This window comes from Salimicrobium humidisoli (genome assembly GCF_002295105.1).
Taxonomy (GTDB): domain Bacteria; phylum Bacillota; class Bacilli; order Bacillales; family Halobacillaceae; genus Salimicrobium; species Salimicrobium humidisoli.
Map to the genome: position 1 here is coordinate 31853 of NZ_NSGH01000015.1, position 22007 is coordinate 53859.

Annotated in this window: 23 protein-coding genes and 2 other annotated features; all 23 genes read right to left on the reverse strand. The window is 48.7% G+C overall.

The genetic code is table 11. The features are described 5' to 3' along the window. Positions 1–13: 13 nt before the first annotated feature. Complete coding sequence (gene rpsG, locus CKW00_RS09975; RefSeq protein WP_093108010.1) at positions 14–484, reverse strand: 30S ribosomal protein S7; 471 nt, start codon at positions 482–484, stop codon at positions 14–16. A gap of 38 nt (positions 485–522) precedes the next feature. After that, positions 523–936, reverse strand: coding sequence for a 30S ribosomal protein S12 (gene rpsL, locus CKW00_RS09980; protein ID WP_095822440.1), 414 nt, complete (start codon positions 934–936; stop codon positions 523–525). 95 nt (positions 937–1031) lie between these two features. Then, a complete protein-coding gene (locus CKW00_RS09985) occupies positions 1032–1280 on the reverse strand; it encodes a ribosomal L7Ae/L30e/S12e/Gadd45 family protein (protein WP_095822441.1) in 249 nt (82 codons plus the stop codon). Positions 1281–1403: 123 nt separating this feature from the next. Beyond that, positions 1404–5012, reverse strand: coding sequence for a DNA-directed RNA polymerase subunit beta' (rpoC, locus tag CKW00_RS09990; protein ID WP_095822442.1), 3609 nt, complete (start codon positions 5010–5012; stop codon positions 1404–1406). A 59-nt stretch (positions 5013–5071) separates the two neighbouring features. Next, positions 5072–8599, reverse strand: a complete 3528-nt coding sequence (rpoB, locus tag CKW00_RS09995; RefSeq protein ID WP_095822443.1) for a DNA-directed RNA polymerase subunit beta — start codon at positions 8597–8599, stop codon at positions 5072–5074. 372 nt (positions 8600–8971) lie between these two features. Continuing rightward, a complete protein-coding gene (locus CKW00_RS10000; RefSeq protein WP_095822444.1) occupies positions 8972–9574 on the reverse strand; it encodes a class I SAM-dependent methyltransferase in 603 nt (200 codons plus the stop codon). A gap of 80 nt (positions 9575–9654) precedes the next feature. After that, positions 9655–10020, reverse strand: a complete 366-nt coding sequence (gene rplL, locus CKW00_RS10005; RefSeq protein WP_008592503.1) for a 50S ribosomal protein L7/L12 — start codon at positions 10018–10020, stop codon at positions 9655–9657. A 34-nt stretch (positions 10021–10054) separates the two neighbouring features. Beyond that, positions 10055–10555 (reverse strand): 50S ribosomal protein L10, encoded by a 501-nt coding sequence (rplJ, locus tag CKW00_RS10010; protein ID WP_008592502.1) that lies wholly within the window; start codon positions 10553–10555, stop codon positions 10055–10057. A gap of 35 nt (positions 10556–10590) precedes the next feature. Continuing rightward, positions 10591–10735 (reverse strand) — a sequence feature (ribosomal protein L10 leader region). Positions 10736–10783: 48 nt separating this feature from the next. Further along, positions 10784–11479: a 50S ribosomal protein L1 gene (gene rplA, locus CKW00_RS10015; RefSeq protein WP_095822445.1), complete on the reverse strand. Its 696-nt coding sequence runs from the start codon at positions 11477–11479 to the stop codon at positions 10784–10786. Positions 11480–11668: 189 nt separating this feature from the next. Continuing rightward, positions 11669–12094, reverse strand: coding sequence for a 50S ribosomal protein L11 (rplK, locus tag CKW00_RS10020; protein WP_008592496.1), 426 nt, complete (start codon positions 12092–12094; stop codon positions 11669–11671). 141 nt (positions 12095–12235) lie between these two features. Continuing rightward, complete coding sequence (gene nusG / locus CKW00_RS10025) at positions 12236–12778, reverse strand: transcription termination/antitermination protein NusG (protein ID WP_008592493.1); 543 nt, start codon at positions 12776–12778, stop codon at positions 12236–12238. Positions 12779–12876: 98 nt separating this feature from the next. Further along, a complete protein-coding gene (gene secE / locus CKW00_RS10030) occupies positions 12877–13050 on the reverse strand; it encodes a preprotein translocase subunit SecE (protein WP_093108004.1) in 174 nt (57 codons plus the stop codon). A gap of 24 nt (positions 13051–13074) precedes the next feature. After that, positions 13075–13224, reverse strand: coding sequence for a 50S ribosomal protein L33 (gene rpmG / locus CKW00_RS10035; RefSeq protein WP_008592489.1), 150 nt, complete (start codon positions 13222–13224; stop codon positions 13075–13077). A 70-nt stretch (positions 13225–13294) separates the two neighbouring features. Further along, positions 13295–13930: an RNA polymerase sporulation sigma factor SigH gene (sigH, locus tag CKW00_RS10040; RefSeq protein WP_008592487.1), complete on the reverse strand. Its 636-nt coding sequence runs from the start codon at positions 13928–13930 to the stop codon at positions 13295–13297. A gap of 102 nt (positions 13931–14032) precedes the next feature. Beyond that, positions 14033–14542, reverse strand: a complete 510-nt coding sequence (locus CKW00_RS10045) for an NYN domain-containing protein (protein ID WP_095822446.1) — start codon at positions 14540–14542, stop codon at positions 14033–14035. 2 nt (positions 14543–14544) lie between these two features. Next, positions 14545–15288 (reverse strand): 23S rRNA (guanosine(2251)-2'-O)-methyltransferase RlmB, encoded by a 744-nt coding sequence (gene rlmB, locus CKW00_RS10050; protein WP_095822447.1) that lies wholly within the window; start codon positions 15286–15288, stop codon positions 14545–14547. Continuing rightward, positions 15285–15695, reverse strand: a complete 411-nt coding sequence (locus CKW00_RS10055) for a Mini-ribonuclease 3 (protein WP_095822448.1) — start codon at positions 15693–15695, stop codon at positions 15285–15287. Before CKW00_RS10055 ends, rlmB begins: the two co-directional genes overlap by 4 nt. Continuing rightward, on the reverse strand, positions 15692–17092 hold the full coding sequence (gene cysS, locus CKW00_RS10060) for a cysteine--tRNA ligase (protein WP_095822449.1): 1401 nt from the start codon (positions 17090–17092) through the stop codon (positions 15692–15694). Before cysS ends, CKW00_RS10055 begins: the two co-directional genes overlap by 4 nt. After that, positions 17073–17753: a serine O-acetyltransferase gene (gene cysE / locus CKW00_RS10065; RefSeq protein WP_008592478.1), complete on the reverse strand. Its 681-nt coding sequence runs from the start codon at positions 17751–17753 to the stop codon at positions 17073–17075. The genes cysS and cysE overlap by 20 nt, the downstream gene beginning before the upstream one ends. A gap of 77 nt (positions 17754–17830) precedes the next feature. Continuing rightward, positions 17831–18049: a binding site (T-box leader), on the reverse strand. A 1-nt stretch (position 18050) separates the two neighbouring features. Beyond that, positions 18051–19517: a glutamate--tRNA ligase gene (gene gltX / locus CKW00_RS10070; RefSeq protein WP_095822450.1), complete on the reverse strand. Its 1467-nt coding sequence runs from the start codon at positions 19515–19517 to the stop codon at positions 18051–18053. Positions 19518–19570: 53 nt separating this feature from the next. Continuing rightward, the gene (gene ispF / locus CKW00_RS10075; protein ID WP_095822451.1) at positions 19571–20056 is read right to left on the reverse strand and encodes a 2-C-methyl-D-erythritol 2,4-cyclodiphosphate synthase; all 486 of its coding nucleotides are present in this window, start codon (positions 20054–20056) and stop codon (positions 19571–19573) included. Positions 20057–20073: 17 nt separating this feature from the next. Then, positions 20074–20751, reverse strand: coding sequence for a 2-C-methyl-D-erythritol 4-phosphate cytidylyltransferase (gene ispD / locus CKW00_RS10080; RefSeq protein WP_095822452.1), 678 nt, complete (start codon positions 20749–20751; stop codon positions 20074–20076). Between the two features lie 85 nt (positions 20752–20836). After that, positions 20837–21943, reverse strand: coding sequence for a PIN/TRAM domain-containing protein (locus tag CKW00_RS10085; protein WP_095822453.1), 1107 nt, complete (start codon positions 21941–21943; stop codon positions 20837–20839). Between the last annotated feature and the right edge of the window lie 64 nt (positions 21944–22007).

The window sequence follows — 22007 nt, forward strand, 5'->3', positions numbered from 1 at the left end:
GTGTTTCTCGTACTTACCAGCGATAGTGAGCGAATGCTTTGTTCGCTTCAGCCATCTTGTGCATTTCTTCACGGCGTTTCACGGCAGCACCCGTATTGTTTGCTGCGTCAAGAATTTCATTGGCCAGACGTTCCTGCATTGTCTTCTCACCGCGTAGACGCGCATAGTTCACTAGGAAACGGAGTCCCAGTGCCTGACGACGCTCCGGACGAACTTCAACCGGTACCTGGTAGTTGGAACCACCGACGCGGCGGGCGCGTACTTCAAGTACTGGCATTACGTTCTTCATGGCTTCGTCAAAAGCCTCCATTGCATCATTTCCGCTACGTTCCTGAACGAGTTCAAATGCTTTGTAAAGAATAGTCTGAGCTTTCCCGCGCTTACCATCTACCATAATCTGGTTGATCAGACGCGTTACTAGCTTGGAATCATAAATAGGGTCGGCTAACACATCACGTTTAGCTACTGGACCTTTACGTGGCATATGTCCCCCTCCTTCCTTCGAGTGTTGATCGTTTTATTTTACTGCTTAGGTTTTTTCGTACCGTACTTGGAGCGACCTTGTCTGCGGCCTTCTACCGATGCTGTGTCAAGCGCACCGCGAACAACGTGGTAACGCACACCTGGCAAGTCTTTAACACGACCGCCACGGATAAGTACCACACTGTGCTCCTGAAGGTTGTGCCCGATTCCAGGAATGTAGGCATTCACTTCGAGCTGGTTAGTCAAACGCACACGTGCATATTTACGAAGAGCCGAGTTCGGTTTCTTCGGAGTCATTGTACCGACACGGGTACATACACCACGTTTTTGTGGAGCCGGCTCGTCAGTCATGCGTTTTCTGTAACTGTTATACCCCTTGTTAAGTGCTGGTGAGTCAGTCTTTTTACTCTTACTCACACGGCCTTTACGTACGAGTTGGTTAATTGTTGGCATGATGTTATCCTCCCTTCGTTTCTTAATACCACACATCCAGGTGGTTCATAAAAAGGCAAAAAACAAAGCTTTCGCGCGACACGCGCCAAAACCTGTCATTTAATAGCCACTGTTGCAGCGCCTACATCAATTCCGCAGGCATTTCCGAGTTCTTTTGCTGATGGAACTTCATGGTAGTCAACGGAAAATTGACGGGCGATTTTGATCACCTTTCCCGTAACTTCCGGATCGGCATCTGCTGCCACTATCACTTCAGTCACTGTTCCGGCTTTAATCGCTTTGATGGTCTGCTTTGTTCCAATCACTAAATTCGATTTAGCCTGTGCTACTTTTTCATAAGACAATTGCATATCCTCCAAAGTAACAAGGTTGTGGAAGCACCTTGATTATATTACCACCCTATACTATGAGTGTCAACACTCCACAGAGTTTTTTTCTCAAGATGCTTCCTACTGTCACCCTTGTATTTAAGCTTGCGTAGGTTCTTCCTGAACCTGCTCTTCCCGGTTCTTGTTCTCGTGTTCGGACTGGATCGTACGATAACGATTCATGCCGGTACCGGCAGGCACAAGTTTACCGATAATAACGTTCTCTTTAAGACCAAGCAGTTCATCGCGTTTTCCTTTGATTGCTGCATCGGTCAGGACACGAGTCGTTTCCTGGAAGGAAGCAGCCGAAAGGAAGCTGTCCGTTTCAAGAGAAGCCTTCGTAATACCGAGGATGACCGGTCTGCCGACTGCCGGCTGACCGCCTTCCATAAGCACACGCTGGTTGGCTTCTTTGAACTGGTGGATCTCCATGAGAGTTCCCGGCAGTACGTCTGTATCACCGGAATCCAGCACGCGTACTTTACGAAGCATCTGGCGGACCATTACTTCCACGTGTTTATCGGAAATTTCCACCCCTTGCATACGGTACACTTTCTGAACTTCTTTAAGGAGGTAAGCTTCCACCCCTTCAAGACCTCTCACCTGAAGCAGTTCTTTCGGATCGATGGAACCTTCCGTAAGAGCGTCTCCGGATTTCACTTCGTCTCCGACGTTCAGTTTCATTCTTGCCCCGTAAGGAGCTGTATAACTCCGGGATTCTACGGCTCCCTGTACAGTGATTTCAAGTTTCTCTTTAACTTCTTTCACGTCATACACCGAACCGTCGATTTCTGAGATGACCGCCTGTCCTTTCGGATTACGGGCTTCCACAATCTCCTGGATACGCGGAAGACCCTGCGTGATGTCATCTCCGGCAACCCCGCCTGTGTGGAACGTACGCATAGTAAGCTGCGTACCAGGTTCACCGATAGACTGGGCAGCGATGATTCCTACTGCCTCTCCGACTTCCACTTCGTCACCTGTTGCCAGGTTACGACCGTAACACTTCTTACAAACGCCGTGTTTCGTATTACAAGTGAAAGCCGAGCGGATAGTCACCTCTTCCACACCGGAATCTTCAATCGTTTTCGCGGCTTCTTCAGAGATGATTCCGTTACGTACAGCAAGTACCTCTCCGGTCTCCGGATGAGTCACTTTCTGGAATGACGTCCGTCCAACGAGACGATCCACGAGCGGTTCGATGACTTCGGAACCTTCTTTAAGAGCAGACACGTTCAGTCCTCTGTCCGTTCCGCAATCATCTTCACGTACAATTACGTCCTGGGCTACGTCTACAAGACGACGGGTGAGATACCCGGAGTCGGCAGTCTTAAGTGCGGTGTCCGCAAGACCTTTACGTGCCCCGTGTGTGGAAATAAAGTACTCAAGCACAGTAAGACCTTCCCGGAAACTGGACTTGATCGGAAGTTCGATGATCTGTCCGGACGGGTTAGCCATAAGACCACGCATACCGGCAAGCTGAGTGAAGTTGGATGCGTTACCACGCGCTCCGGAATCACTCATCATGTAAATCGGGTTGGTAGTATCGAGAGACGCCATCAGACGTTCCTGAATGGTATCTTTCGCCTGCGACCAGATTTCAATGACGCGGTTATAACGTTCTGTGTCTGTAATCAGACCACGACGGAACTGCTTGGAGACTTTGTCCACTTTCTCCTGTCCCTCATCAAGAATTTCTTCTTTGTCACTCAGTACTACTACGTCGGAGACACCGACAGTAATACCGGCTTTCGTGGAATATTTGAAACCGAGATCCTTCATCTCATCCAGCATACGGGATGTTTCACTGATAGAGAAGCGTTTGAACACTTCGGCGATGATATCACCGAGTATACCTTTTTTGAAAGGTGGTACGATCTCGCGCTGTTTCAGATCTTCGTGGACATCCGTGCCTTTGTCGATGAAGTAATGATCAGGTGTTTTAATTTCCAGGTTACTCTGAGTCGGCTCGTTCATATAAGGGAACGAAGCCGGAAGCATGTCGTTGAAAATAAGTTTCCCGACAGTCGTAATCAGCATCTGATTCTTCTGTTCTTCGGTGAAAGTTTCATTCTTAAGGGAACTGGCCTGTACTGCTACACGTGTATGCAGGTGTACATATCCATTCTGATAAGCCATAAGAGCTTCGTTCAGATCCTTGAATCTCATTCCTTCACCGATAGCGCCTTTTCTCTCGAGAGAAAGGTAATAGTTACCGAGTACCATGTCCTGGGACGGTGTAACGACCGGTTTTCCGTCTTTCGGGTTCAGGATGTTCTGAGCGGCAAGCATCAGGATGCGTGCTTCTGCCTGAGCCTCGGAAGAAAGCGGAACGTGCACGGCCATCTGGTCCCCGTCGAAGTCTGCGTTATAAGCAGTACAAACGAGCGGGTGAAGGCGGATCGCCCGTCCTTCAACCAGTGTCGGTTCGAACGCCTGGATACCCAGACGGTGAAGTGTAGGTGCACGGTTCAACAGTACCGGATGTTCTTTGATGACGTCTTCGAGTACATCCCATACTTCGTCGTGAACCCGTTCAATCTTACGTTTCGCCGATTTGATGTTGTGAGCAAGACCTCTTGAGACAAGCTCTTTCATAACGAACGGTTTGAACAGTTCCAGCGCCATTTCTCTCGGAAGTCCGCACTGGTACATCTTCAGGCTCGGGCCTACGATGATAACGGAACGACCGGAATAGTCGACACGTTTTCCGAGCAGGTTCTGACGGAAACGACCCTGTTTCCCTTTCAGCATGTGAGAAAGAGATTTCAAAGGACGGTTACCGGGACCTGTGACCGGACGTCCGCGACGACCGTTATCGATAAGCGCATCCACTGCTTCCTGAAGCATACGTTTTTCGTTTTGCACGATAATAGTCGGAGCTCCAAGATCGAGCAGACGCTTCAGACGGTTGTTACGGTTGATGACCCGGCGATACAGATCGTTCAGGTCGGACGTCGCAAAACGGCCTCCATCCAGCTGTACCATCGGACGAAGTTCAGGAGGGATGACCGGAAGAACATCAAGAATCATCCACGCAGGGTCATTCCCTGAGTTACGGAAAGATTCCAGCACTTCGAGGCGCTTAATCGCTCTTGTGCGTCGCTGCCCCTGAGCTGTTTTCAATTCTTCTTTAAGTGTTCCCACTTCTTCATCAAGATCTATATCATATAGAAGGAGACGGATTGCTTCGGCTCCCATATCAGCATGAAAACCGGTTCTGTACTTCTCGCGGTACGAACGGTATTCCTTCTCGGAAAGAAGCTGTTTCTTCTCAAGGCCCGTTTCTCCCGGGTCGGTAACGATGTAAGAGGCAAAATAAATGACCTCCTCCAGCGCCCTCGGGGACATATCGAGCACAAGCCCCATCCGGCTCGGAATTCCTTTGAAGTACCAGATGTGAGAAATCGGGGCAGCAAGTTCCAGGTGCCCCATACGCTCACGGCGTACTTTCGATTTCGTCACTTCCACTCCACAACGGTCACAGACAATCCCCTTGTACCGGACGCGTTTGTATTTTCCGCAGTGACACTCCCAGTCTTTCTGAGGACCGAAAATACGCTCACAGAAAAGACCGTCCTTCTCAGGTTTCAGCGTCCTGTAGTTGATTGTTTCCGGCTTCTTCACTTCTCCGTATGACCAGGAACGAATCTTATCGGATGAAGCTAAACCAATCTTCATATATTCAAAATTATTTACATCTATCAAAGGGCTTACCTCCCTTAAAGTCTCCAGGTTTTCCCCAAGCCATTTTGTGCTATCGTCTCTTAGCTTTCCATGTTCAGCTTTTCAGTTTCGATAATCTGATCTTCTTCAAGATCTCGCATTTCAATTTCTGATTCGTCGGCCGCAAGGATTTTCACATCCATACCGAGACTCTGCAGTTCCTTGATCAGTACCTTGAAGGATTCAGGCACTCCGGGTTCAGGGACGTTGTCCCCTTTCACGATCGCTTCATACGTCTTCACACGTCCTACGACGTCATCCGACTTCACTGTCAGAATTTCCTGAAGGGTATAAGCAGCGCCGTATGCTTCCAGAGCCCATACTTCCATTTCACCGAAACGCTGACCGCCGAATTGCGCTTTACCGCCAAGCGGCTGCTGGGTTACGAGTGAATAAGGTCCTGTCGAACGGGCGTGAAGTTTGTCGTCTACCATGTGAGACAGTTTGATCATATACATCACACCTACGGAGATACGGTTGTCGAACGGTTCTCCGGTACGTCCGTCATAGAGAATCGTTTTCGCGTCGCGCGGAAGTCCTGCTTCCTCGAGTGTTTCCCATACATCTTCTTCACGGGCCCCGTCGAAAACAGGGGATGCGACACGCTCACCCAACTGACGGGCGGCCATACCGAGATGCAGTTCCAGCACCTGTCCGATGTTCATACGGGACGGTACACCAAGCGGGTTGAGCATGACGTCCACCGGTGTTCCATCAGGCATGAAAGGCATGTCTTCTTCCGGAAGGATTTTTGAAATGACACCTTTGTTACCGTGACGCCCGGCCATTTTGTCCCCTTCGGAAATCTTACGTTTCTGGGCGATATATACGCGAATCAGCTGGTTTACACCAGGAGACAGTTCATCACCGTCTTCACGATTGAATATCTTCACATCAAGGACGATACCACCGGCACCGTGCGGCACACGCAGGGAAGTGTCCCGTACTTCACGGGCTTTTTCTCCAAAAATAGCGTGGAGGAGACGTTCTTCTGCGGAAAGTTCAGTAACACCTTTAGGCGTCACTTTGCCGACGAGAAGATCTCCGTCACTAACCTCTGCACCTATGCGGATGATTCCGCGATCATCAAGATCACGAAGAGCTTCTTCTCCTACGTTCGGAATATCGCGGGTGATTTCTTCCGGTCCGAGTTTTGTATCACGGGCTTCCGATTCATATTCCTCGATATGGATTGAAGTATACACGTCGTCTTTTACGAGACGTTCACTCATGATTACGGCGTCCTCGTAGTTATAACCATCCCAGGTCATAAAGGCCACGAGCGGGTTCTGTCCGAGCGCCAGTTCTCCCATGTCCATGGAAGGTCCGTCGGCAAGAATTTCACCTTTGTTGACACGGTCTCCTTTGGATACGATCGGACGCTGGTTGTAACAGCTTCCCTGGTTGGAGCGGATGAATTTCTGGAGACGATATTTGTCGAGATCGCCTTCCACTTCTTTTCCGTCCACTTCGGAAATGCGGCGTACGTGTACTTCTTTCGCTTCCACCCGTTCTACGATACCAGGGTGACGGTTGATGACCGATGCACCTGAATCCTTACCGGACACATATTCCATCCCGGTACCTACAATAGGCGCATCCGGCTGGATGAGAGGTACTGCCTGACGCTGCATGTTGGCGCCCATAAGAGAACGGTTGGAGTCATCGTTCTCAAGGAAAGGAATACAGGCAGTCGCAGCAGAAACAACCTGCTTCGGCGAAACGTCCATATAGTCGAGACGGTCACGGCTCACAGCCGTGTTCTCACCACGGAAACGGGCGATAACTTCAGGGTCCGCAAAAGAACCGTCTTCATTCAGAATGGCGTTCGCCTGAGCGACTACGTAATTGTCTTCCTCATCCGCCGTCAAATAGTCAATATATTCTGTGACTTTGCCGGTTTCGTGATCCACACGACGATATGGCGTCTCAATAAAGCCGAATTCGTTCACTTTCGCATAGCTTGAAAGCGAGTTGATCAGTCCGATGTTCGGACCTTCCGGCGTTTCGATCGGACACATACGTCCGTAGTGGGAATAGTGAACGTCACGAACTTCAAAACCGGCACGCTCACGTGTCAGACCACCAGGTCCAAGCGCGGACAGACGACGCTTATGCGTAAGTTCGGCAAGCGGGTTCGTCTGGTCCATGAACTGGGACAGCTGGGAACTTCCGAAGAATTCCTTGATAGAAGCTATCACCGGTCTGATGTTTATGAGCTGCTGTGGTGTAATGGAAGAGGTGTCCTGGATGGACATACGTTCACGAATCACACGCTCCATACGGGAAAGACCGATACGGAACTGGTTCTGCAGCAACTCTCCGACACTGCGCAGACGACGGTTACCCAGATGGTCGATATCATCTGTATGACCGACTTTATGGAGAAGGTTAAAGAAATAACTGATGGATGACACGATATCGGCAGGAGTGATGTGTTTCACATCTTTATCCACGTTCGCATTACCGATAACGTTGATCGATTTCTCACCTTCCGGATCTGTAGGATCCACAACCTTCACAGATTGCACCTTAACGTCCTCATCCAGAATTGCGTCTGCAGGCTGGAGATCTTCTTCGGCGAGCGAATTCTCTTCTTTATCGAAGTGAGGGATGAGTCTGTTCAGAAGGCGACGGTCGATTTTGTCTCCTTTTTCACCGAGAACTTCTCCCGTTTCTTCATCTACAAGCGTCTCCGCAAGCACCTGATTGAAGAGACGATCTTTAATATGAAGCTTCTTGTTCATTTTGTAACGGCCGACACGTGCCGAGTCATATCGTTTCGGATCGAAGAACCTGGAAATGAGAAGGTTTCTCGCATTTTCCACTGTCGGCGGCTCTCCGGGACGAAGTCTTTCGTAAATTTCCAGAAGAGCCTTCTCACTGTTCTCCGTATTGTCTTTTTCAAGAGTATTTCTCAAATATTCGTTATCTCCGAGCAGCTCGATGATTTCCTCATCGTTACTGAAACCGAGAGCACGAAGCAATACAGTGATCGGCATCTTACGGGTACGGTCGATACGCACGTGGGCTACATCTTTCGCATCCGTTTCAAATTCAAGCCATGCACCGCGGTTCGGAATAACCGTGGCAGTGTGGCCACGCTTCCCGTTCTTATCGACTTTGGCGTTGAAATAGACACTCGGGGAGCGGACCAGCTGCGAAACGATGACACGTTCCGCACCGTTTATAATGAAAGTACCTGTGTCCGTCATAAGCGGGAAATCTCCCATAAATACTTCCTGTTCTTTCACTTCTCCGGTTTCTTTATTGTGCAGACGAACCTTCACACGAAGAGGTGCGTTATACGTCACATCCCGATCCTTCGATTCATCCACCGGATACTTCGGTTCTCCGAGACTGTAATCCACAAACTCAAGAGACAGGTTCCCCGTAAAATCTTCTACAGGAGAGATGTCCTGGAACATCTCCTTCAAACCTTCCTCCAGGAACCAATCATACGAAGCTGTTTGAATCTCGATAAGATTCGGCAATTCCAAAACTTCACTGATACGCGCGTAACTTCTACGCTGGCGGTGTCGTCCATATTGAACTAGTTGACCTGTCAACAGATTCACCCCTCAAACAAGCATATTATTAACAAATTTCAAGGCATATACATGCCGAAAAAACTTGCTTACTTAAATCTTGGCAAGTAAATATAGTAAACATCCACGAAGTGTGAATGGTTTATCTTCATTTCTCTCTAACGTTAGACAAAAAAGAAAAAAAGGTTTCCCTTATTAAGAAAAGGGACATACGCATAGTTCCTAAGAATTTCTACGTATTTTTACTACTAAGTAAATTGCCTCCTCTACTTCTTTCGAAAACCTCATACCTTACATACATTTTCAGTTGTAGTTGTCCGGAAAATAAAAAAACACTTGACACGCATCTTTTATACCGGCATTTTATTATACTATCACAAACCGAAATGCGGGTCAAACCTTTTTTGCTTTGAAAATGTAGTACCCTTTATTTTTCCGGATCAGATGAACTTCTTTGAAGAGCTCTTTCAATTTCGTCTCTGCGGAGGGCGCCCCCTGTTTCTTCTGGATTACGACCCATAATTCCCCGCCTTCCTTCAGCACGTGTGCCGCCTCTTCAAAAATACGGTGGACCGTCTTCTTACCGGCACGTATCGGAGGGTTGGTAACAACGGCTGCAAACGTGCGGTCTTTCACTGCTCCCGCACCGTCACTTTCAAGGATTTCCACATTATTTATACCGTTCTCTTCCGCATTGACCTTTGCAAGTTCCAGCGCCCGTGCGTTCACGTCCACCATCACTACCGAGCGGGACGGGCTGTCAGATGCAAGCGCAAGGCCGATCGGGCCATAACCGCAGCCGATATCCAGGATATTCCCCTCCACTTCCGGGGAAGTGAATGTTTCCACCAGTGTTCTGGAACCGAAGTCGACGCCGTCTTTGGAAAATACAGCATGATCGGAAAAAAACGTGAATGACTTTCCTTGCAGCGTCACGCTCCATTTTTTCCTCTCACTTTTTTTAGACGTATTTCTGGAATAGTAATGTTCTGTCATATAGTCACCCTCTCTCTGCAGAAATTCGGAGATAAATAAAAGCCCGCCGGAAACAGCGGGCTTTCATCACAGGGCACTTATTACTTAACTTCGATTGTAGCTCCTGCTTCTTCAAGTGTAGCTTTAAGCTCGTCAGCGTCTTCTTTAGCAATACCTTCTTTGATAGGCTTAGGAGCGTTATCAACGAGGTCTTTCGCTTCTTTAAGACCAAGACCAGTTGCTTCGCGGACCGCTTTAACAACTTTGATTTTGGAGCTTCCTGGGTTTTCAAGAACTACGTCGAATTCAGTCTGCTCTTCAGCAGCTTCTTCGCCACCTGCTGCGCCTGCTGCTGCTACTGGAGCTGCTGCAGATACACCAAATTCTTCTTCGATTGCTTTTACAAGGTCGTTTAGTTCAAGAACGGACATTTCTTTGATTGCTTCGATAATTTGTTCGTTACTCATGATATTTCCTCCTTATATAGATGTTGAGTAGTACTTACGCACTCTCTTCTTCTTTTTGATCAGCAATAGCCTGAGTGGCATATGCAAGGTTACGCACTGGCGCCTGCAGTACACTCAAGAACATAGCTACAAGACCTTCGTAATCCGGAAGGGTTGCAAGTTCCTGAATCTGTTCAAGTGTCGCCACCTGACCTTCGACAACGCCGCCTTTGATTTCGAGGTCCGGGTGCTCTTTAGCGAAGTTGTTCAAAACTTTCGCAGGAGCTACAACGTCCTCTTCACTGAACGCAAGAGCAGTCGGACCTACAAGAACCTCATCGAGTTCTGTAAGATCTGTGTCTGCAGTTGCACGACGAACCATCGTGTTCTTGTAAACTTTGAAGTCAACGCCTGCTTCGCGCAACTGGGCACGAAGTTCTGTTGCTGCCGCGACGTTCAAACCGCGGTAATCTACAAGTACTGCAGCTTTGCTATTGCGGAACTTATCAGCAATTTCAGAGACGACCTGCTGTTTCTGCTCAATTACTTTGCTCATTGTTCCACCTCCTAATAAACTGCCATCATACCGTCCGGTGCAAAGAAAAAGCCTCCATGCACCGAGACATGGAGGCTCCTCATAAGGCAGGAAAACCTGCCTGTTTATAAGCGAACACCTCGGCAGGAAATTAAGCGCCCGGGGCGCACCTGCTGTCTACGGTACAACGTATACATTTATATAACAACGATTATCATATCTGATCTGAACCGGAAAGTCAAGGAATAATTACTTGGAAGAGCCGGAAATGTCGACCTTGATTCCAGGACCCATAGTTGCAGATACAGCAGCGTTCTTCATGTAAATACCTTTCGTCGCCTGAGGTTTCACTTTAAGAAGTTCTTCTCTAAGGGCATCGAAGTTCTCTTTGAGTTTCGACTCGTCGAAAGATGCTTTACCGATTGGAACGTGGATGTTCGCAGATTTATCAACGCGGTATTCTACTTTACCGGCTTTGATTTCCTGAACAGCTTTTTCGATTTCGAATGTAACTGTTCCGGTTTTAGGGTTAGGCATAAGTCCTTTTGGTCCAAGTACGCGACCAAGTTTCCCTACTTCTGCCATCATGTCAGGAGTAGCTACCACTACATCAAAGTCGAACCAACCACCGTTGATGTCTTTGATAAGATCCTGCTCTCCTACAAAGTCGGCACCTGCCGCTTCCGCTTCTTTGGCTTTGTCGCCTTTAGCGAAAACGAGAACACGTTGTGTTTTACCGGTACCGTGCGGCAATACCATTGCCCCGCGGATTTGCTGGTCTGCTTTTTTAGGGTCTACGCCCAGACGAAAAGCAGCTTCTACTGTTTCATCAAAGTTAGCTTTGGCAGTCTGTTTTACAAGACTGATAGCTTCACTTGTTTCATATGCGTTCGAAGTATCAACGAGCTTTTCAATTTCACGTTGTCTTTTTGATTTGTTAGCCATTTCTTTTCCTCCTCGTTGTGGTTTTAGCGGTTAGACCTCCCACGGTTAAACCTCTCTCCCTTCCCGCAGGAAGAAGGAGAAGCCCCCTGTACGTTCAGGTACAGGTTTTTCTTTTAACACGATAAAGGTTGCGAAAGAAGAGACTCTTCCACTCGCAACCTGTGTTTATCAGTGCTTACCCGACCGGGATCAGTCTTCGACAGAAAGTCCCATACTGCGCGCGGTACCTTCGACCATACGCATTGCAGAATCAACGTCAGAAGCGTTAAGATCAGGCATTTTCGTTTCTGCGATTTCGCGAATTTGATCGCGTTTCACAGAACCTACTTTGTTACGGTTCGGCTCCCCGGAACCGGAGTCGATTCCTGCTGCTTTCTTAAGAAGAACGGCAGCTGGCGGAGTTTTCGTTACGAATGTAAATGAACGGTCTTCAAATACCGTAATTTCTACCGGAATGATCATACCCGCTTCATCTTGTGTGCGAGCGTTGAATTCCTTACAGAATCCCATGATGTTGATACCAGCCTGACCTAGCGCAGGACCTACTGGCGGTGCTGGGTTCGCTTTACCTGCAGGAATTTGAAGTTTAACTACATCTACTACTTTTTTAGCCACGAGACACACCTCCTTAAAGTCCGTGATGTGGTTACGGGTTTTCCCCTCCCACTCTTTATCCATGAACCCCCATTAACTTGAGGCACGCGAATAACATAAAAATTTTATCATCCTTCCTGTTTTTTTGCAAGAAGAATTTTATTAATCCGTCAGTTTCTCGATCTGGGAAAATTCGAGTTCGACCGGGGTTTCCCTTCCGAACATGTTTACGTGGACTTTCACTTTCTGTTTGTCCACGTCGAGATTTTCGATCGTACCGGTGAAATTGGCGAACGGCCCATCGTTGACTTTCACGTGCTCGTTCAGTTCAAAGTCCACTTCCACATTGGACGGTTCTTTCATTCCCATACGCTTCAGCTCGCGTTCCGCCTCTTCCGGCAGGAGAGGGATGGGTTTCGATCCAGAGCCGGTCGACCCGACGAACCCTGTTACACCGGGGGTGTTACGAACAACGTACCAGGAATCGTCCGTCATAACCATTTCTGCGAGCACGTATCCCGGGAAGACCTTTTTCTTCGTAACTTTCCGCTTTCCGTTTTTGATTTCCGTTTCGTCTTCTTCAGGAACAATGACACGGAAGATCTTATCTTCCATACCCATTGACTCGACACGTTTTTCTAAATTAGTCCGAACCTTATTCTCATATCCTGAGTAAGTGTGGACAACATACCATCTTTTTTCCATGTGGTGGGGACAAGCGCTTTGTCCTTCCCTCCCTTATCTTCTTGATTTAACTGGAAAAAACCCGCCGAACGGGTTTTCCATACATAATTTATTTTCCTTTATCCTGTGATCAGTTCCAGACCCTGGGAAATACCAAAATCTACAATACCGAAGAACACAGCTATGAAAGCTACGGTCACAAGAACCGTAACCGTATAGCGCATCAGTTCATTACCTGTGGGCCAGCTGACTTTTTTCATTTCGCGCGATACGTTTTTCAAAAATGTAAACATGCGGTGACACCCCCAAACTCCATCTTACTTCGTCTCCCGGTGCAGCGTATGTTCGTTGCAGTTGCTGCAGAACTTGCGCGCTGTCAACCGTTCCTCACTACTGCCGGACTTCTTTTCGGTTGAATAGTTTCGGCTGGAGCATTCCTTACAAGCCAGAACAATTTTTCTTCTCACTATAAACGTCCCCTTATAAAGAGGTTTTAGTCACTCTCACTAATGTAGCACGGTTAAAATAGAGTGTCAATTACCCCTGAAGAGCTAACTCTTCGGCTTCTGTGTATTTCTCCATTTTCTTCTTCACACGCTGAAGGGCGTTATCGATCGATTTTACGTGACGGTTGATTTTCGCGGATATTTCCTGGTAGGAATCCCCATCCAGGTACAGAGCGAGCACTTCCTTCTCCAGTTTGCTGAGCACTTCTTCGATTCTTTTCTCTATATCCGTAAATCGTTCCCTATGTATCATCATCTCTGCGGGATCAATCGCGTGCGACCCCATAAGCACATCGAGAAGCGTCCGGTCCGATTCTTCGTCGAACACAGGTTTATCAAGGGATACGTATGAATTGAGCGGGATGTGTTTCTGACGGGTGGCGGCTTTGATGGCCGTAATGATCTGCCTCGTGATACAAAGCTCCGCGAACGCCCGGAAAGAGGAAAGTTTGTCCCCCTGGTAATCACGGATAGCTTTATACAGACCGATCATCCCCTCCTGGATGATGTCCTCCCGGTCAGCGCCGATGAGGAAGTATGTCCTCGCTTTTGCACGGACAAATCCTTTGTATTTCTGGATCAGATAGTTTAAAGCTTCACTATTACCCTGGGTGATGTGAGCAAGAAGCTGCTCATCATTCAGATCCTGCAATTGAAGTGTTTTCATGCCCGTCCCTCTGCCTCCTAGATTGAATCAGGATTTTCAAACCGCACTTCCTAAATATAGGAATATTATATAGGAAGCGCTTACTCCCCGTCAACACGCGTTTCAGTGGTTTCCCCGTCTCCATTTTTCGAAAGCGTCGCGCACCTCTTCCTTCAGCTGGATTTTGGAAGCTTTTGTTTTTTTTGTTCGTTCGGATACATCTTCCTCGATTGACTTACGGGCATTTCCGATGTCGATGTACAGTTCCCGGGCAGAGATGCGGTAGGCCCCCTGGGCGAAAATGACCCGTTGCTGGGCGTAATCCGAAGTAGCGACGTACACTTTCGTCCGTACGTCGTTCAGCTCTCCGGCGAGTTTCTCGATCCGCTCATCCGCCGTTTCGTTCTCTTTCGTATAAATGACTTCGATTTTGGCACTCTGCTGCTTACGTTCCATTCCTCTGACGTGGTACGCATCAAAAACCACGATGACCCTTTCCCCTCTGTAGGACTGATACTCCGCAAGCATTCCGATAAGCAGGTCCCGGGCACCGGAGAGGTCGTGATCTCTCAGGTCCTTCAACTCCGGCCAGGCACCAATCATGTTGTAACCGTCGACCAGCAGGATATTCATGCTTATTTACCTGCCGGGTAACGGTTCCGGTACACTTCATACATCAGAAGAGACGCGGTAACAGAAGCGTTCAGCGACTCGACATGCCCGTTCATCGGCAGACGGACGAGCCAGTCGCATTTTTCTTTGGTCAGTCGACTTATCCCTTTTCCTTCATTCCCGATCACCAGTGCCAGCGGAAGCGTGCCCTCCAGGTCGCGGTAATCTTCGGCGCCGTCCGCAGCAGTGCCCACGACCCAGACGAACCTTTCCTTCAGTTCATCGATGGTTCTTGCCAGATTTGTCACTCTTACGACCGGCACATGCTCGACCGCTCCTGCGGAAGTTTTGGCTACGACAGCCGTCAGCCCGACAGAGCGACGTTTCGGAATGATTACTCCATGTACCCCGGAAGCATCCGCCGTGCGGAGGATCGATCCTAAGTTATGCGGGTCTTCCAGTTCGTCGAGAATGAGAAAGAACGGCTCTTCTCCTCTTTCGGCGGCCAGGGAGAAAAGGTCTTCCATATCGCTGTACTCATAAGCCGCTACGGACGCAGCCACCCCCTGATGGTTTCCGTCCACCAGTTGGTCGATCTTCTGTTTCGGTACCCGCTGCACCAGTATGTTGTTATTTTTCGCAGCCGCTTCGAACTTTTTCGCCGCCTGCTGCTGTAACTGATCGGAAATGAAGATTTTATTAATAGGCCGTTCCGCTTTCAAAGCTTCCAGCACGGCGTTTTTGCCTGTAATCCATTCTCCGCTCATCTAAACCCCTCCTTTTCTTCGATGGTGGTAATCGCGCCGGAGACGAGTTCAAAAAGCCGATCTTCGTCCCCGTCCAGATAAAGATAGCCAAGCACAGCTTCAAAAGCCGTCGCAAGACGATACGTACGGACATCCGTGTTTTTCGGAATGGAGCCGGACTTGGCGTTTTTCCCCCGGCGGAAGACATCCGCTTCCTGCTCGTCAAGCGCTTCATCTTCCATCCAGCCTTTCGCAACGTGAGCCTGTGCACCTGCCGATACGAATCGCACGGCCGTCTGATGCAGCTCCTGCGGGCGTATGGTCCCTTTTTGAAGCAGGTGCTCCCGCACGTAAAGGTCATGGACAGTGTCCCCCATGTAAGCGAGAGCCAGACTTTTCATCTGATGAGCATTAATGATACGGCTCATCCCCTTTTCCACCTCGGCCCCTGCGGTGTATCCTCAAGCACGATACCTCTTTCTTTCAGCTCGTCACGAAGCTGGTCGGCCCTGGCGAAATTCCGGTCTTTTCTCGCCTGTTCCCGCTCCTGTATCTTTGCGTCCACTTCCTCATCCTGAAGCTCGTCGGCAGCATCGATTTCAAGGCCGAGCACTCCGGTAAGGTCTTCGAGAATCGTGATGTAAGCTTCCAGCACCTCTTCATCCGTCTGTTCTTTCTGCTGGTACAGGTTCGCGGATTTCGCTATGTCAAACAGAACGGAGATGGCGTTCGCGGTATTGAAGTCGTCGTCCATTTCTTTGATAAAAGACTGTCTCAGACGCTCCGTCTCCTCCATCCACTCGTCTTTGTCATTCGTAAGACTCATGCTGGTCTTCTTCCTGTGTTTCACATTTTCATAAGCGTTCCGGATGCGTTCGAACCCGCTTTTTGCACTTTCAAGAAGTTCCGCGCTGAAATTGATCGGATGGCGGTATTGTACGCTAAGCATGAAAAAGCGGATCATCTGAGGATCGTGCTTTTTAACCAGATCATGTGCCAGGACGAAATTTCCGAGCGACTTGGACATTTTCTCATTCTCAATATTGATATATCCGTTATGCATCCAGTAACGGGCAAAATCCGTTTCATTATGTGCTTCCGACTGGGCAATTTCGTTTTCGTGGTGAGGGAAAGTGAGATCCTGCCCGCCGGCATGGATATCGATCGTATCCCCAAGATATTTTTTCGCCATCGTGGAGCATTCGATATGCCAGCCCGGACGTCCTGTTCCCCACGGGCTTTCCCAGCTGATTTCCCCATCCTTCGCTTCTTTCCAGAGAGCGAAGTCGAGCGGGTCCTCTTTCTTCTCACCGACTTCGATCCGTGAGCCGGACTGCAGTTCGTCGATCGGCTGCTGGGAAAGTTTTCCGTATTCGTCAAACTTACGCGTCCGGAAGTAAACGTCGCCCTCTGTTTCATAGGCGTACCCCTTGCTGATCAGACTATCGATAAACGTTATAATTTCGTCCATATTTTCGGTGACGCGCGGGTGGTGAACCGCTTCTTTCACACCTAATGCACCCACATCTTCCTTGTAAGCCTCAATAAAGCGGTCCGCAATCGCCGGCACTTCTTCTCCGAGTTCATTGGCGGCTTTGATCAGTTTGTCATCCACGTCCGTAAAGTTCAGAACATAGATCACTTCATAACCCCGGTATTCAAAATAACGGCGGACAGTATCGAAAACGATCGCAGGGCGCGCGTTTCCGATATGAATGTAGTTGTATACGGTCGGGCCGCAGACGTACATCTTCACCTTGCCTTCTTCGAGCGGTTCAAACGTTTCCTTCTGTCTTGTGAGCGTATTATAAATCTTTATACTCATGGTCCTCACTCCTTTTTCTCTCGATATTCAATTCTTCGCACATCTCCTTGATTTCCTGCTCTATTTCATTCAGGCGATCGTAGACGGGGTCCGGCAGTTTGTGGTGGTCCAGGTCTTTCCTTTTCCCTTCCACTTTTTCCCCGTTCCGGATAACGACCCGTCCCGGTATTCCGACTACTGTGGAATTCTCGGGCACTTCATGAAGCACGACGGATCCGGCTCCGACTTTCGAATTTTTGCCGATCGTAATGGAGCCGAGCACTTTGGCTCCGGTAGCGACAAGCACGTTATCTTCAAGAGTGGGGTGACGCTTGCCTTTCTCCTTACCTGTACCGCCGAGCGTGACTCCCTGGAAGATCGAGACGTTATTCCCGATTTCACAAGTCTCTCCGACCACCACTCCCATACCGTGGTCGATGAAAAACCGTCTCCCTATCGTCGCTCCGGGGTGAATTTCAATTCCGGTGAAAAAACGGCTGATCTGCGAAATGACTCTCGCCAGAAAGAAGAACTTCTTTTTGTAGAGACCGTGGGCGATTCTGTGAGACCAGATGGCGTGCAGACCTGCATAGGTAAGAATCACTTCCCAGTAAGAACGGGCGGCAGGGTCCTGATCAAAAACCACTTCTACATCTTCTTTGAACATTTTTAATTTCCCCATCATTTCCCTCCTTTGCACTATTCTATGAATCCGTATCCTAATTCTTCTGTCGAAAAAAGCGTCCCTGTGCCTTTAAGCACAGAGACGCTTCCCGCGTGGTTCCACTCTGTTTGGAAGAACAGTCTGACCGTTCCTCCCTCTCACTTCTATAACGGGAAGGTGCCGCTTCGTCTACTGCAGGTTCGACGGAAGACTCAGGGGTGCATTTCGGGACATTCTCTTAAAACCGTTCTCAGCTGTGCCGGTTCTCTCTGGATAAGAGATATATCCCTACTTCTCCCCGTCAGGGTTTTTTCTTTATTTCAATTCGTCCAGTGCTTTTTCAAGTCTTGCTGTCACTGTATCATATCCGAGGAGATGAATCGCGTTCGGAAGCTCGGGGCCGTGGGTCTGCCCGGTAGTGGCTACCCGGATCGGCATGAACAGTTTCTTGCCTTTGTGACCTGTTTCCTTCTGAACTGCTTTCATCTGCGGCTTAATATTTTCCGGAGTGAATTCTTCGAGCTGTTCAAGGTTACGTTTGAACGCCTCCAGCACTTCCGGAACCTGCTCTCCGCGGAGCACTTCCATCGCTTTTTCATCATAATCGATCGTTTCCCGGAAAAACAGTTCGGTCAGCTCGGTGATTTCCGCTCCGTAATTCAACTGAGGCTGATACAGACTGATCAGTTCCTCCGTCCATTTCTGATCCTCGGCAGACCGGTCCGTCGAAACCTTCCCGTCTTTTTCAAGATGAGGAATCGTAAGCTCCAGTATTTCTTCAAACGAGAGGTTCTTAATGTACTGGTTGTTCATCCACTTGAGTTTCGCCGGGTCGAATACTGCCGGAGAAGTGGAAAGACGGTCTTCATCAAAGATTTCAATCAGTTTTTCAGGAGAGAATATTTCCTCTTCTCCTACCGGGGACCAGCCGAGAAGTGTAATAAAGTTGAACAGGGCGTCCGGCAGATAGCCGCGTTCGTAGTACTGGCTGATGAACTGAAGAATGTGCTGATCACGCTTACTGAGCTTTTTCCTTTCTTCGTTCAGAATCAGGGTCATGTGACCGAACTGAGGCGGGGTCCAGCCGAAAGCCTCATATACCATCATCTGTTTTGGTGTGTTGGAAATGTGCTCTTCTCCGCGCAGCACGTGAGAAATTTTCATCAGGTAGTCGTCGATGGCTACGGCAAAGTTGTACGTAGGTGTACCGTTCTTCTTAACGATTACCCAGTCACCGAAATCGCTGGAATCAAAAGAGATGTCGCCACGCACAATATCAGTGAACGTATACGTTTTATCTTTCGGAACGCGTAAACGGATACTCGGTTCTCTGCCCTCGGCTTCGAACTGTTCCCGTTCTTCCTGAGTAAGGTTGCTGTGAGCTCCCGAGTATTTAGGGACTTCGCCCCGGGCTCTCTGCGCTTCCCTTTCTTCCTCGAGTTCTTCCGCCGTAACGTAACACTTGTAGGCGAGGTCTTTCTCCAGAAGTTCATCTACGTACTGCTGATAGATGTGAAGACGCTGCATCTGGTGGTACGGCCCGTACTCTCCACCGTGACCGGCACCTTCATCCCACTCGATTCCGAGCCATTTCAGGAAATCGAGCTGACTCTGTTCTCCACCTTCCACGTTCCTTTTCGCATCGGTATCTTCGATTCTTATAACGAAAGTCCCGTCGTTATGTTTGGCATACAAATAGTTGAATAGAGCAGTCCGCGCGTTCCCGATGTGCAGGTATCCGGTCGGGCTCGGTGCGTACCTTACTCTCACCTCTTTAGTCATACTGCTTTTCCCTCCTGTTTCTCCGTTCGTCTTTTTATCATTTTATCATTTTTTTACGTAGATTGCTGACTATTTTGCAACAGTACGGCTGCCTGCGAGGCGATTCCTTCCTTCCGGCCCGGAAAGCCCAGCTTTTCGGTGGTTGTCGCTTTTACATTGACCCGGGAGACCTCCACTTTCAAAAGACCGGCGATCGTCTTTCTTATATCGTCGATGTAAGGGGCCATCTTCGGTGCCTGGGCGATAATCGTCGCATCCAGATTACCGAGAGTGTAGCCTTCTTTTTCTGCTATCTTCCATACTTTCTGCAGCAATACCCGCGAGTCGGCATCCTTGAAAGCCGGATCCGTGTCCGGGAAATGTTTCCCGATGTCGCCCTTGCCGAGCGCTCCGAGGATGGCATCCGATACGGCATGAAGCAGTACGTCGGCATCCGAATGACCGATAAGTCCCTGTTCGTGCGGAATTTCCACCCCGCCGATAATACATTTTCTTCCCTCGGCCAGCTGATGTACATCGAATCCTTGACCAATTCTCATTTGATAAATTGCCTCCTTCATCCCTTTTCTACATACGACGTCGCTTTTTGCAGATCTTCGGGAGTCGTTATTTTAATGTTATCGTAACTTCCCCGTACGATGGAGACGTCATAGTCGAAACTTTCTGCGAGCGCCGCGTCGTCAGTGGCATAAAACCCTCGGGCCCGGGCCTTTTCGTGAGCTTCCTTAATCAATTCGTACGGAAAACCCTGAGGTGTCTGTGCTGCCCATAAGTCATCCCGGTTCAGCGTCTGCAGTTTTCCGTCTTTCCATTGTTTAACCGTATCCGTTACCGGAACAGCCAGTAGAGCTGCCCCATCCTTTTCAATCTTCTCCACGAGATGACGGATGCTGCTTTCCTTAACAAAGGGCCTGGCACCGTCATGGATGAGGACTGGCAATTTCCGGTCGGAGACGGCTTTCAAACCTTCATAAACGCTGTCCTGACGTTCCTCTCCGCCGTGGATGAGGCGAATCTTCGGAAACTGATACGTCTCTATCAACTCCTGCATATCCGCTTCATCCGCCTCGTTCGTCACCAGAATGATTTCTCTGCATGTTACGTCCTGGGTGAATACTTTCAGCGTGTGTACGATTAACGGGTCGTCCCCGATCATGAGAAACTGCTTGTTCTTTCCCGCTCTCATCCGTTTTCCCTGGCCTGCTGCAACGATTACTGCTGTATAATGTGTCATGTCCATCCTCCGGGTGTCGATTCCAAAATAAAAGCGATAACCCGATGTTATCACTTTTATAATCTCTTATTCGTTTATACCTTTTTTACAGCGCTTTTTCAAGGGATTTAGGTTTTGCGAAAATCATCCGGCCGGCTGACGTCTGAAGGACGCTCGTAACGATCACATCAATCGTGTCGCCGATAAAACTTTTTCCTTCTTCGACGACGATCATCGTTCCGTCATCGAGATACGCCACTCCCTGATTCTGCTCTTTTCCGTCTTTGATGACGTGCACCTTCATTTCTTCTCCCGGGAGCACTACCGGTTTCACAGCATTCGCCAGATCATTGATGTTGAGTACCTGCACGCCCTGGAATTCGCATACTTTATTCAGGTTAAAATCATTGGTGACGACGATACCGTCTATGACTTTAGCCAGTTTGACCAGTTTACTGTCGACTTCCTGAATTTCCTCGAAGTCCCCTTCATACATTTCAACTTTCACAGGAACGTCCCGCTGCAGACGATTCAGGATATCGAGACCCCGTCGTCCTCTGTTCCGTTTCAGTCCGTCGGAAGAATCGGCAATGTGCTGAAGTTCTTCCAGAACGAAGTGCGGGATGACCAGCGTCCCCTCCAGAAAATTGGATTCACATATATCGGCTATTCTTCCGTCGATGATCACACTCGTATCGAGGATTTTTTTCCGGGGTGCCTGTTCATTTTTCCCCACAGATGCCGCTTCTTCTTTCTTCCTGTTTTCCGACGTATTTTCTTTTCTCGCAATCGTCAGAAGGTTGAGAAATTCGTCCTTCCTCTTGTACCCGATCTGAAACCCGTAGTACCCGAGCAGAAGAGTTATGAAAATAGGAAGCAGCTGACTGATGATCTTTATTTCAATGTCGATAAGCATCGTATTGATTAAATATGCCACGAATAACCCGAAAATGAGTCCCAGACTTCCGAATAACAACTCGCCCACCGGTGCCCTGACCAGTGCATCCTCTGTCCATTTAAGAAACCTTACGATCGGGGAAACTAACCAGAACGTTAATAAGAATAGAATTAATGCACCTGCTACTGCTCCTAAGATCTGCTGAAGCCAAGGTTCAATTTCCCACCCGAAAGCTGTAAATGCTTCCGGCAGATACAAATATCCGATAGTACCTCCCGTAAGAATAAGGGATAACTGTACAACACGTTTTAACATTCTCTTCACCTCCTTTTAAAAAACAGTTCTTTCAAAATACTGCATCTCTGTCGTGTAACGATGT

Excerpts from the sequence above, each read along its gene's own strand:
- rpsG (WP_093108010.1), bottom strand. The coding sequence starts at position 484 with ATGCCACGTAAAGGTCCAGTAGCTAAACGTGATGTGTTAGCCGACCCT.
- rpsL (WP_095822440.1), bottom strand. The coding sequence starts at position 936 with ATGCCAACAATTAACCAACTCGTACGTAAAGGCCGTGTGAGTAAGAGT.
- CKW00_RS10000 (WP_095822444.1), bottom strand. The coding sequence starts at position 9,574 with ATGACAGAACATTACTATTCCAGAAATACGTCTAAAAAAAGTGAGAGG.
- rplL (WP_008592503.1), bottom strand. The coding sequence starts at position 10,020 with ATGAGTAACGAACAAATTATCGAAGCAATCAAAGAAATGTCCGTTCTT.
- rplJ (WP_008592502.1), bottom strand. The coding sequence starts at position 10,555 with ATGAGCAAAGTAATTGAGCAGAAACAGCAGGTCGTCTCTGAAATTGCT.
- rplA (WP_095822445.1), bottom strand. The coding sequence starts at position 11,479 with ATGGCTAACAAATCAAAAAGACAACGTGAAATTGAAAAGCTCGTTGAT.
- nusG (WP_008592493.1), bottom strand. The coding sequence starts at position 12,778 with ATGGAAAAAAGATGGTATGTTGTCCACACTTACTCAGGATATGAGAAT.
- secE (WP_093108004.1), bottom strand. The coding sequence starts at position 13,050 with ATGTTTACATTTTTGAAAAACGTATCGCGCGAAATGAAAAAAGTCAGC.
- sigH (WP_008592487.1), bottom strand. The coding sequence starts at position 13,930 with ATGAAAACACTTCAATTGCAGGATCTGAATGATGAGCAGCTTCTTGCT.
- CKW00_RS10045 (WP_095822446.1), bottom strand. The coding sequence starts at position 14,542 with ATGAATATCCTGCTGGTCGACGGTTACAACATGATTGGTGCCTGGCCG.
- rlmB (WP_095822447.1), bottom strand. The coding sequence starts at position 15,288 with ATGAGCGGAGAATGGATTACAGGCAAAAACGCCGTGCTGGAAGCTTTG.
- CKW00_RS10055 (WP_095822448.1), bottom strand. The coding sequence starts at position 15,695 with ATGAGCCGTATCATTAATGCTCATCAGATGAAAAGTCTGGCTCTCGCT.
- cysS (WP_095822449.1), bottom strand. The coding sequence starts at position 17,092 with ATGAGTATAAAGATTTATAATACGCTCACAAGACAGAAGGAAACGTTT.
- cysE (WP_008592478.1), bottom strand. The coding sequence starts at position 17,753 with ATGGGGAAATTAAAAATGTTCAAAGAAGATGTAGAAGTGGTTTTTGAT.
- gltX (WP_095822450.1), bottom strand. The coding sequence starts at position 19,517 with ATGACTAAAGAGGTGAGAGTAAGGTACGCACCGAGCCCGACCGGATAC.
- ispF (WP_095822451.1), bottom strand. The coding sequence starts at position 20,056 with ATGAGAATTGGTCAAGGATTCGATGTACATCAGCTGGCCGAGGGAAGA.
- ispD (WP_095822452.1), bottom strand. The coding sequence starts at position 20,751 with ATGACACATTATACAGCAGTAATCGTTGCAGCAGGCCAGGGAAAACGG.
- CKW00_RS10085 (WP_095822453.1), bottom strand. The coding sequence starts at position 21,943 with ATGTTAAAACGTGTTGTACAGTTATCCCTTATTCTTACGGGAGGTACT.